This is a genomic window from Dietzia cercidiphylli (genome assembly GCF_014145145.1).
GTDB lineage: Bacteria > Actinomycetota > Actinomycetes > Mycobacteriales > Mycobacteriaceae > Dietzia > Dietzia natronolimnaea.
The window spans coordinates 1-11,072 of record NZ_JAALEA010000323.1 but is presented as its reverse complement, the minus strand read 5'-3'; the positions used below and the strand labels follow the sequence as shown (position 1 = coordinate 11,072).

The 11,072-nt window shown below is 70.0% G+C and carries 10 protein-coding genes and 1 pseudogene; 8 read left to right on the top strand and 3 right to left on the bottom strand.

What is annotated here, in order from left to right; translation table 11 throughout:
- Both G6028_RS11730 and G6028_RS11725 read right to left on the bottom strand, forming a co-directional pair.
- A partial coding sequence (locus G6028_RS11730) for a DoxX family membrane protein (protein WP_182658973.1) occupies window positions 1-495 on the bottom strand: 495 nt, incomplete at its 3' end.
- Between the two features lie 181 nt (window positions 496-676).
- A complete protein-coding gene (locus G6028_RS11725) occupies window positions 677-1,378 on the bottom strand; it encodes an MBL fold metallo-hydrolase (RefSeq protein WP_182658972.1) in 702 nt (233 codons plus the stop codon).
- Window positions 1,379-1,524: 146 nt separating this feature from the next.
- Here G6028_RS11725 and uvrA point away from each other — a divergent pair, with 146 nt between their 5' ends.
- Entirely contained in the window at window positions 1,525-4,563 is a 3,039-nt protein-coding gene (gene uvrA, locus G6028_RS11720; protein ID WP_182658971.1) for an excinuclease ABC subunit UvrA, read from the top strand.
- A gap of 58 nt (window positions 4,564-4,621) precedes the next feature.
- Here the strand turns inward: uvrA and G6028_RS11715 are convergent, their stop codons facing one another.
- A complete protein-coding gene (locus G6028_RS11715; protein WP_095717218.1) occupies window positions 4,622-5,032 on the bottom strand; it encodes a DUF1844 domain-containing protein in 411 nt (136 codons plus the stop codon).
- Window positions 5,033-5,350: 318 nt separating this feature from the next.
- Here G6028_RS11715 and infC point away from each other — a divergent pair, with 318 nt between their 5' ends.
- From infC to G6028_RS11680, 7 genes and pseudogenes are all read left to right on the top strand, one after another.
- The gene (gene infC / locus G6028_RS11710) at window positions 5,351-5,971 is read left to right on the top strand and encodes a translation initiation factor IF-3 (RefSeq protein WP_095717217.1); all 621 of its coding nucleotides are present in this window, start codon (window positions 5,351-5,353) and stop codon (window positions 5,969-5,971) included.
- Window positions 5,972-6,064: 93 nt separating this feature from the next.
- The gene (gene rpmI / locus G6028_RS11705; protein WP_007630819.1) at window positions 6,065-6,259 is read left to right on the top strand and encodes a 50S ribosomal protein L35; all 195 of its coding nucleotides are present in this window, start codon (window positions 6,065-6,067) and stop codon (window positions 6,257-6,259) included.
- Between the two features lie 67 nt (window positions 6,260-6,326).
- Entirely contained in the window at window positions 6,327-6,707 is a 381-nt protein-coding gene (gene rplT / locus G6028_RS11700) for a 50S ribosomal protein L20 (RefSeq protein WP_095717216.1), read from the top strand.
- 11 nt (window positions 6,708-6,718) lie between these two features.
- Window positions 6,719-7,561, top strand: coding sequence for a TrmH family RNA methyltransferase (locus G6028_RS11695; RefSeq protein WP_182658970.1), 843 nt, complete (start codon window positions 6,719-6,721; stop codon window positions 7,559-7,561).
- Window positions 7,558-9,219, top strand: a complete 1,662-nt coding sequence (locus G6028_RS11690) for an ATP-binding cassette domain-containing protein (protein WP_182658969.1) — start codon at window positions 7,558-7,560, stop codon at window positions 9,217-9,219. The genes G6028_RS11695 and G6028_RS11690 overlap by 4 nt, the downstream gene beginning before the upstream one ends.
- A gap of 129 nt (window positions 9,220-9,348) precedes the next feature.
- Window positions 9,349-10,404 carry a phenylalanine--tRNA ligase subunit alpha gene (gene pheS, locus G6028_RS11685; protein WP_095717213.1) on the top strand — a complete coding sequence of 352 codons (1,056 nt, stop codon included), beginning with the start codon at window positions 9,349-9,351 and terminating at the stop codon, window positions 10,402-10,404.
- Between the two features lie 41 nt (window positions 10,405-10,445).
- Window positions 10,446-11,072, top strand: a pseudogene (locus G6028_RS11680) (phenylalanine--tRNA ligase subunit beta); the annotation flags it as partial.

Here is an 11,072-nt window from a genome sequence, read left to right as displayed (position 1 = left end):
GGGCAGCTTGGCCGCGACCGTGTCCCCGGCCTTGCGGGCACGCCACGTCAGGCCCGGCTGGCCGGCGGTGTCGACCGACGCGAGCAGGAGCGCACCGAGCAGGGCGACGTCGGTGGCCAGGCCGGTGGTCTTGCGGCTCTTGGCGGCGGGGTCGGACTCCGCCCAGAAGTCGTTGCGGGTGACGGTCGTGGGCAGGTGCGACGCCGTGAGGGCGAGGGCCGACAGGCGGGGGGCCTTGCCGAGCGCGAACAGCACACCGGCACCGACCTTGACTCCCGCGAGAGCCTTGACCAGGGTCTCGGTGTCCTTGGTGACCGGCGGCACGGAGGTCGTCACGTGCTCGTTGACGGCCTGCTCGCCCTTCTCCACCAGGGGTGCGGCCTTGTCCACGAGCGGGGCCGCCTTGGCCACATGGGCCTGCGGATTGCGTAGCGTCTCCACGCCGTCGATGACGAACACCGTGGCGAGCATGGGTCGTGCGAGTCGTCGGATCATCGTTCCTCCTGGGAATTGGGATGCGTGGTCGAACCTAGTGAAAACCCCGGCCCGGCGCCTCCGGTCGGAGGATCGTCCCCCGCCACGGACCCTACGGACCTGCGTGATGCGCTGGGACGATCAGCTGTGACGGGGGCCGGATAACGATTCTGATCGGCCGGTCGGTCGGTGCCGTCGGGCGTCACCAGCCGCGCTCTCGCCACGTGCCGAGGTTCGGACGCTCGGCCCCGAGCGTGGTGTCGTCCCCGTGCCCGGGGTGGACCACCACGTCGTCCTCGAGCACGGCGAAGACCCGGGACTCGAGGTCGTCCATGAGGGTGTCGAACTGCTCCCGGGTGCCCGTCTTGCCCGGTCCGCCGGGGAAGAGGGAGTCGCCGGGGAACAGGTGGGTCCCCTCCTCGGTGCGGAGGAGGAGCCCGATGCCGTCCGGGGTGTGTCCCCGCAGACCGATGACCCCGAGGCGCAGGTCCCCCACGACGAGCTCGTCACCGTGGGAGACGTGGCGGTCGGTCGGTACGTGGATGTCCCCGGCGTCACCGGGTGAGGCGATGGTGGTGAGGCCGAGGGCCTCGACGGTCTCCGACAGGCCGATCCAGTGGTCGGCGTGCAGGTGGGTCGTGACCACCTCTCTCACTCCGGGGGCCTGCGCCCTCAGGTGCGCGATGAGCTGGGGTGCGTCGTTCGCGGCGTCGACGAGGAGTGCCGCGCCCGTCGAGACGGACTCGATCACGTAGACGCTGTTGTCCATCTCCCCGACGGAGATCTTGGACAACCGGGCCGGGCCGACGGTCCAGCGCTCACCGGTCAGGCGGCCACCCAGGCGGCCGGAGTAGCCCTCGGTGAGGGTGATGTGCTCGGGGACGGACTCGGTGGGATTCGACATATCTGCAGGCTACTGACGGCGACGGCGGTTCGTGGTGGTAAGCGTGTCGGGGTTCGTTGGTACCTTCGTCTGCGGGACGGCGGCCATGCGGCGCGCACGGCCACCGCCACGGGTCCGTGGCGTCATCCCCCTCGGAAGGAGTACCCATGGTGGACCGTCTGGTCGTCCGCGGCGCACGGGAACACAACCTCAAGGGCGTGGACATCGACGTCCCGCGCGACTCCCTGATCGTCTTCACGGGCTTGTCGGGCTCCGGCAAGTCCTCGTTGGCCTTCGACACGATCTTCGCCGAGGGGCAGCGTCGGTATGTGGAGTCCCTCTCCTCCTACGCGCGCATGTTCCTCGGTCAGATGGACAAGCCGGACGTCGACTTCATCGAGGGACTCTCTCCGGCGGTGTCGATCGACCAGAAGTCCACCAACCGGAACCCCCGGTCGACGGTGGGCACCATCACTGAGGTCTACGACTACCTGCGTCTGCTCTACGCGCGGGCGGGTGTTCCGCACTGTCCGACGTGCGGAGAGGTGATCTCGCGTCAGACCCCTCAGCAGATCGTCGACCAGATCCTCGAGGGGGAGGAGGGCGCCAGGTTCCAGGTGCTGGCGCCGGTCGTGCGCACCCGTAAGGGCGAGTTCGTCGACCTCTTCGCCCAACTCGCGGCCGACGGGTACAACCGCGTGCGGGTGGACGGTGAACTCCACACCCTCGCGGAGCCGCCGACGCTCAAGAAGCAGGAGAAGCACGACATCGAGGTGGTCGTGGACCGCCTCGCCGCCAAACCGTCCTCCCGCCAGCGGCTCACCGATTCCGTCGAGACCGCGCTGGGACTGGCGGACGGGGTGATCGTCATCGACTACGTTGACCTCGACGAGGCCGACCCCGGCCGGCGGCGCCGGTTCTCCGAGCACATGGCCTGCCCCAACGGTCACCCGATCGGGCTCGACGACCTGGAACCCCGTGCGTTCTCCTTCAACTCCCCCTATGGCGCCTGCCCGGTCTGTGACGGGCTCGGCTCGCACCTCGAGGTGGACCCCGACCTGGTGATACCCGATCCGGAGCGGTCGTTGGCGGACGGCGCGATCGCCCCGTGGTCGGGGGGCCAGAGCGCCGACTACTTCCAGCAGTTGCTCTCGGGGCTGGCCGACGACCTGGGCTTCGACCTGCGCACGCCCTGGCAGGACCTGCCCGCCAAGGTGCGCAAGGCGGTGCTCGGAGGGGCGTCGACGAAGGTCCGGGTGCGGTACAAGAACCGCTACGGCCGGGTCCGGACCTACGACGCCAAGTTCGAGGGCGTCATGTCGTTCCTCAAACGCCGACTGGAGCAGACGGAGTCGGAGTCGCAGAAGGAGCGCTACCAGGGGTACATGCGGGAGGTGCCGTGCCCCGCCTGTGAGGGGACCCGTCTCAAGCCGGAGATCCTCGCCGTCACGATGACCGGCCCCGGCGGGCGTGACCGGTCGATCGCCGACATCTCCCGGATGTCGGTCGCGGACTGCGCCGAATTCCTGGACGGCCTCGAACTGGACTCCCGCCAGGCGATGATCGCCGGCCGGGTCCTCAAGGAGATCCAGGCCCGCATGGGTTTCCTCCTCGACGTGGGACTGGACTACCTGTCCCTGGACCGGGTGGCGGGCAGCCTGTCCGGCGGGGAGGCCCAGCGCATCCGGCTGGCCACCCAGATCGGGTCCGGTCTCGCCGGCGTGCTCTACGTGCTCGACGAGCCGTCCATCGGTCTGCACCAGCGGGACAACCGTCGCCTGATCGACACTCTCGTCCGGCTGAGGGACCTGGGGAACACGCTGCTCGTGGTGGAGCACGACGAGGACACCATCCGCGCGGCGGACTGGATCGTGGACATCGGCCCCCTGGCCGGCGAACACGGCGGACGGGTGGTGCACTCCGGGGACTACGAGGGGCTGCTGGCCAGCGAGGAGTCGCTCACGGGTGACTACCTGGCGGGGCGGCGGTCGATCGCGGTGCCCGACACGCGGCGTGGACTGAACCCGGAGAAGGTCCTCCACGTGCGCGGGGCACGCGAGAACAATCTCAAGAACGTCGACGTGGTGTTCCCGGGCGGTGTGCTGTGTGCCGTCACCGGCGTGTCCGGCTCGGGTAAGTCCACCCTCGTCAACGACATCCTCGCCACCTCGCTGGCCAACCAGCTCAACCGGGCGCGCCAGGTTCCCGGACGGCACTCCCGCATCGACGGGGTGGAGTCGTTCGACAAGTTGGTCCAGGTGGACCAGTCACCGATCGGTCGCACCCCGCGGTCCAACCCGGCCACGTACACCGGGGTGTTCGACAAGATCCGGACGTTGTTCGCGGCGACCACCGAGGCCAAGGTCCGGGGCTACAAGCAGGGGCGGTTCTCGTTCAACGTCAAGGGCGGCCGTTGCGAGGCGTGTCAGGGGGACGGCACGCTCAAGATCGAGATGAACTTCCTGCCGGACGTCTACGTCCCGTGCGAGGTGTGTCACGGCGCCCGGTACAACCGCGAGACCCTCGAGGTGCACTACAAGGGAAAGACCATCGCCGAGGTGCTCGACATGCCCATCGAGGAGGCGTGCGAGTTCTTCGAGCCGATCACCTCGATCCACCGGTACCTCAAGACCCTCTCGCAGGTCGGCCTGGGGTACGTGCGTCTGGGCCAGTCGGCACCCACGCTGTCCGGCGGTGAGGCGCAGCGGGTCAAACTCGCGGCCGAGCTGCAGAAGCGGTCGAGTGGACGGACCGTCTACATCCTCGACGAGCCCACCACGGGTCTGCACTTCGAGGACATCACCAAGCTCCTCCTGGTGATCCAGGGGCTGGTCGACAAGGGCAACACCGTCATCGTGATCGAACACAACCTCGACGTGATCAAGAGCGCCGACTGGGTGATCGACATGGGGCCCGAGGGTGGCGCCGGCGGTGGCGTCGTCGTGGCCGAGGGCACCCCCGAGCAGGTCGCGGCGGTGCCGGAGAGTCACACCGGTCGCTTCCTCGCGCAGGTCCTCCCGGTCACTCAGGAGGGCCCGGAGGGATCCCGGACCGTCCCGGCGTCGGTCGGTGGTGCGCCCGCCAAGAAGGCGGCGGCGAGCAAGGCCGCGGCCGCGAAGGCGCCCGCGAGGAAGGCGCCCGCGAGGAAGACGGCGTCGGACAAGACCGCGGCCAAGGCGGCACGCAAGGCACGGGCCCTGCGCTGACCCGACGCCGGAGGGTGCGACCGTGGCGTCGCGTACCCCGGCGGCGGGCAGTCGGGGGTCAGTAGACGGGGCCGGTGAACTTCTCGCCGGGACCCTCGCCGGGCTCGTCGGGGAACGCGCTGGCCTCGCGGAACGCGCGCTGCAACCCCTGGAGTCCATCCCGCACCACGCTGGCCTGCGGCCCGAGGTACTCGGCGGACCCGGTCACGAGTCCGGCGAGCGAGGTGATCAGCTTGCGCGATTCGTCGAGGTCGAGATGCGGGCTCGCGGTCGGGTCGTCGTCGGACAGCCCCAGCTTCTCCGCCGCGGCGCTCATCAGCACGACGATCGAGCGGAAGATGATCTCCTGGGCGGGGACGTCGGCGAGTTCGACGATCTCGACCTCGCGGGCGTCGAGATGGTCCTCGAGAGAACTCTCTGCGGTCGCGTCGGCGGCGGGATCTGTGGACGCGGGGTGGTCGGTGTTCATGCCGAACACTGTCCCACGGGCCGGGCGACTCCGGGCGGTCGGACCGGTTTGGGGGTCCCCGGGAATCCTGGTAGAGTTCTGCTCCGACTGTGGGAATCCGCTTCGTGGTGGGTTCCGACGTCCAAGAGGAGCCCGATCTCCCACCATCCGACGCCCTGGGTTGTTTGATGGTCACCACCCCCGACGAGGGGTCTGCGAGCGTATCGCGGAGACGTCTCGTCGACGGGTGAGGAGTGAGAGGCCCCCCGGTATCCGTGCCGTGGGGCCTTCTCGGTATCGCCGGTGTGTCCGGTGGTGCCGTGGGTACCTCGAGGGCGGATGCGCGACCGCGCGAGCGGTCGCGGACAGAGCACCATCTACCGAGGAGGGCCCATCAGCGCCGAAGCACGTATCAACGAACGAATCCGTGTCCCCGAAGTCCGACTCGTCGGCCCCGGGGGCGAGCAGGTGGGGATCGTTCGCGTCGAGGATGCACTTCGTCTGGCCCTGGAGGCCGATCTGGACCTCGTCGAGGTCGCGCCCACCGCGCGCCCGCCGGTCTGCAAGATCATGGACTACGGAAAGTTCAAGTACGAGGCGGCGCAGAAAGAGCGCGAGTCGCGGAAGAACCAGCAGCAGACCGTGGTCAAGGAGCAGAAGCTCCGGCCCAAGATCGACACCCATGACTACGAGACCAAGAAGGGGAACGTGGTCCGTTTCCTCGAGAAGGGCTCCAAGGTCAAGGTGACGATCATGTTCCGCGGTCGCGAGCAGTCCCGCCCCGAGCTCGGGTACCGGCTGCTCCAGCGCCTGGCGGACGACATCACCGAATACGGATACGTCGAGACCAGTGCCAAGCAGGACGGCCGCAACATGACCATGGTCGTCGCCCCCCACAAGGGCGCCAAGACCCGGGTCAAGGCGCAGGAGTCGAAGGTCACCGACCCCGCCTCGGAGTAGGACTCCGGCACCACACCGACCACCGGACGCACGTCGTCCGCTCACCCGAGACCCCGCCGGTCTCCGGGACGAACCATGTGAGGAAGACCGATCATGCCGAAGATGAAGACCCACAAGGGCACCGCCAAGCGTTTCCGGAAGACCGGGACGGGCAAGCTCGTGCGCCAGCAGGCCAACCGCCGCCACATCATGGAGAAGAAGCCCACCAAGCGCACCCGTCGTCTCGACGGTCGCACGGACGTCGCCCCGGCCGACGTCCCCCGCATCAAGCGGCTCCTCGGGCTCTGAGCCCTCTCCCATACGTAGTACTTCCGGTCGCCGTGAGGTGACCACCCAGATCAGTGAGGATTGACCAGTGGCACGCGTGAAGAGGGCAGTCAACGCCCAGAAGAAGCGTAGGACCGTACTCGAGTCCACCAAGGGCTACCGCGGGCAGCGTTCGCGGCTGTACCGCAAGGCCAAGGAGCAGATGCTCCACTCGATGACCTACAGCTACCGTGACCGTCGCGCGCGCAAGGGCGACTTCCGGAAGCTGTGGATCACCCGCATCAACGCGGCGGCCCGCGCCAACGACATGACCTACAACCGCTTCGTCCAGGGCCTCAAGCTCGCGGGCGTCGAGGTGGACCGCAAGGTGCTCGCCGACCTGGCCGTCACCGACCCGGCCGCCTTCACGGCGCTCATCGAGGTCGCGCGCAAGGCCCTGCCGGCCGACGTCAACGCGCCGGCTGCCTGACGTCTGCGAATGTGACGCACAGCACCCTGCCCGGGGAGGGCACCGGACGACCCGCGGATCCGTTCACCGAACGGACACCGCGGGTCGTTTCCGCATCCAAGCTCCACCGCGCGGCCGCCCGGCGCAAGGCCGGGCGCTTCCTCGCGGAGGGGGCCAACTCGGTCGAGTCGGCCCTGACGACCGGGGCGGCGATCGAGGTGTTCTGCGGCCCGGACTCGCTCGACCGGTTCGCCACCCTCGTGACCACCGCATCGGCATCCGGGGTCACCGTCTCCGTGGTGACCGACCGTGCGATCAGGGCGCTGTCGGACACCGTCTCGCCCACGGGCATCGTCGCGCTGTGCCGGTCGGTCGTCCGCGACCCCGGGGACCCGGACGAGGGGTCTGTGCGCCTCGTCGCGGTGGGCCAGGCGCTGGCCGAACCGGGGAACGTCGGCACCCTCATCCGCGTCTCGGACGCACTCGGCGCCGACGGCGTGTGGCTCACCGGGGGCGCGGTGGATCCGGAGAACACCAAGGCGGTCCGCGCCTCCGCCGGCAGCCTCTTCCATCTCCCCGTGGTGCGCGGGATCGCCGAGACGGACCTGGTCGACCGCGCCCACCGGCTGGGCCTCCAGGTCGCGGTGGCCACCGGCGACGGTGAGGTGGACATCGAACACGCCGACGACGTGCTGTCCCGGCCGACCGCGTGGGTCTTCGGAAACGAGGCGCACGGCGTCCCCGACGCGCTGGCCGACGCTGCCGACGTCCGCGTGCGCATCCCCCTCCGGGGGCGGGCCGAGAGCCTGAACATCGTCACCGCTGCCTCGATCTGCCTCCACACCAGCGCGCGCCTGCAGGCCGCCGCCTCGTGACCGCCACCCTCACCGCCCGCGGCCTGGGGGCCTCACGAGGTGCGCGGACCCTGTTCACCGGTCTCGACCTCGTCGTCGCCGAGGGTGACGTCTGGGGGCTCACCGGACCCAACGGCGCCGGCAAATCGACACTGCTCCACGCCCTCGCCGGCGCTCCCGACGCCGAGATGTCGGGGACGGTCACCGTCAGCCCACCGCACGCGACGGTGGGGTTCCTCCGTCAGGAGGTGGAGCGCCACGACGACGAGGAGGTGCGCGACTTCCTGCACCGCGCCACCGGGGTCGCCGACGCGCAGGAGCACATGGACGCACTCGCGCTGCAGATGGCGGACTCGGACTCGGCCGCCGACGCCTACGGCGACGCCCTCGAGCGATGGTTGGCCCTCGGCGGTGGAGACCTGGACGAGCGGATCCCGGTGACCGCCGCCCGGCTCGGATTGGACGTCGCCGTTCTGGGTCTGCCGATGTCGGCGCTCTCGGGCGGCCAGGCCGCCCGTGTCACCCTCGCCGCCGTGCTGCTCAGCCAGTACGAGATCCTGCTGTTGGACGAGCCGACCAACGACCTCGACCTGGCGGGGCTCGCGGTGTTGGAGGACTTCATGCGGACCGAGCGGCGTCCGATGGTGGTGGTCAGTCACGACCGTGAGTTCCTGGCCAGGTGTGTGACCGGGATCGTCGAGCTCGACTCGGCCCAGCGGCAGATCACGGTGTTCGACGGAGGATACGAGTCGTATCTCGCCGAGCGCGCGCTGGCGCGGCAGCGGGCGCGCGAGGCATACGAGGAGTACGCGGGCCGGGTCGGTCAGCTCAAGGACCGCATGCAGACCCAGAAGACGTGGCTCGACAAGGGCGTCCGCAACACCATGCGCAAGTCGGGCGGCAAGGATGCCGAGAAGGACAAGCACATCCGCAACCGGGCCGGCCAGCGGTCGGAGAAGCAGGCCGCCAAGATCTCCCAGACCGAGCGTGCGATGGAGCGGCTCGACGTGGTGGCCGAACCGCGCAAGGAGTGGCAGCTGCGGATGGAGATCGCGACCGCGCCCCGGTCGGGGTCGGTCGTGGCGGTGTTGTCCGACGCCGTCGTCCGCCGCGGAGACTTCGCGCTCGGTCCGGTGACCCTGCAGATCGACTCGGGGGACCGGGTGCTGATCTCCGGCGCCAACGGGTCCGGCAAATCCACGCTGCTGGGTCTGCTCGCGGGCGATCGGCTCCCGGACACCGGGCGGGTGAGCACGGGAGCCGGCGTCGCGGCGGGTCGCGTCGACCAGGCCCGCGCGGAGTTCGGTGGCCCGGGGCCCCTGCTGGACACGTTCTGCGTGGCCGCGGACCCGGCGGGTCTGGACCCCACCGAGGGTCGGACGGTGCTGGCCAAGTTCGGACTGGGCGGCGAGCACGTCGCCCGGTCGTGCGCGTCCCTGTCCCCGGGGGAGCGGACCAGGGCGGCGCTGGCCCTGCTCCAGCAGCGCGGCGTCAACCTGCTCGTGCTGGACGAGCCCACCAACCACCTGGACCTACCCGCGATCGAGCAGCTCGAGCAGGCCGTGGAGGCCTTCGACGGCACGGTCCTGCTGGTGACCCACGACCGGCGGATGCGCCAGGGTTTCCGGGGGACCCGCGAGCTCGTGGTGGACTCCGGGGCCGTTCACGAGGTGCGTTAGCGGGTGACCCCTCGCGGCGAGGGGGTACGCGCAGGTGGGCCGGGGGGTCCGATCCCGATCGACTAGTCTGTTGCGGGATGCCGCCGGCGGTCGCCGGAGATCGCCGTGACGGGGAGGACGAGAGCACAGGTGAGCGAAGACACGAGCGCTGTCGAGGTGCGGATCGACGAGGAGTCGCTGGCGGGGTACGCGGCGGAGGCCGAGGCGGCGTTCGCCGCCGCCACGGACCTGGACGCCCTGGCCGCCGCCAAGACCGCCCACCTGGGCGACCGCAGCCCGATCGCGCTGGGACGCCGGACCCTCGGGTCGCTGCCCAAGGAGCAGAAGGCCTCCGCCGGAAAGGCCGTCAACGTGGCGCGGGGCAGGGTCCAGCAGGCCTATGACGCCCGCCTCGCCGAGCTGCAGGCGGAGCGTGACGCCGCCGTCCTCGTGGCCGAGACCCTGGACCTGACCGTGCCGTCGGGTCGGGCTCCGGTGGGCGCCCAGCACCCCATCACGATCATCACCGAGCAGGTCGCGGACGTGTTCGTGGCGATGGGCTGGGAGATCACCGAGGGCCCGGAGGTCGAGGCGGAGCACTACAACTTCGACGCCCTGAACTTCCTCCCGGACCACCCCGCGCGCACCCTGCAGGACACCTTCCACATCGCTCCCGAGGGCAGCCGCCAGGTGCTGCGCACCCACACCTCGCCCGTGCAGATCCGGACGATGCTCGATCGGGAGCCGCCGATCTACGTGGCCTGCCCCGGTCGGACGTTCCGCACGGACGAGCTCGACGCCACCCACACCCCGGTGTTCCACCAGGTGGAGGGGTTGGCGATCGACAAGGGGCTGACCATGGCGCACCTGCGCGGTGCGCTCGACGCCTTCGCCCGCGCGCTCTTCGGACCGGAGACCCGTACCCGGATGCGGCCCAACTACTTCCCCTTCACGGAGCCCTCTGCCGAGGTCGACGTGTGGTTCCCGCGGAAGAAGGGGGGCGCGGGCTGGGTCGAGTGGGGCGGGTGCGGGATGGTCCACCCCAACGTGCTGACCGCCTGCGGCATCGACCCGGAGGTCTACTCGGGGTTCGCGTTCGGCATGGGCCTCGAGCGCACCCTGCAGTTCCGCAACGGACTGTCCGACATGCGGGACATGGTCGAGGGGGACGTGCGGTTCTCGCTGCCCTTCGGCATCCGCGCCTGACCCACCGCCCCTTCCACCCGAGAAGAACAAGGACCCCCACAGTGCGAATTGCGCAGTCCTGGCTGACCGAGATCCTGCAGCGGGCCAACGACGGTTGGTCGGTGACCCCGGCCGAGCTCGACGCGGGGTTCGTGCGCGTCGGCCTCGAGGTCGAGGGCGAGCCGGAGCAGTTGCCCGAGATCTCGGGACCGCTCACGATCGGTCGGGTCAGCAGTATCGAGGAGCTCGAGGGGTTCAAGAAACCCATCCGCTTCTGCCTGGTCGACGTGGGTGCGGACGAACCGCAGCAGATCGTCTGCGGGGCGCGGAACTTCGAGGCGGGCGACCTGGTGGTCGTCGCGCTGCCGGGAACCGTCCTTCCCGGTGGGTTCGAGATCGGCAGGCGGAAGACGTACGGCAAGCCCAGTGAGGGCATGATCTGCTCGGCGTCCGAGCTGGGGATCGGATCCGACCACAGCGGCATCATCGTCCTGGCCGAGGGCACGGCGGAGCCCGGCGACCCGGCCGGGCCGGTCCTCGACGCCGGGGCGGCGGGACCCGACACCGTCATCGAGCTCAACGTCACCCCGGACCGCGGGTACTGCCTGTCGGCGCGCGGCCTGGCCCGCGAACTCGCGTGCGGGTTCGGGCTCGACTTCGCTGATCCCGCGGTCGAGCAGGGCCTCGGG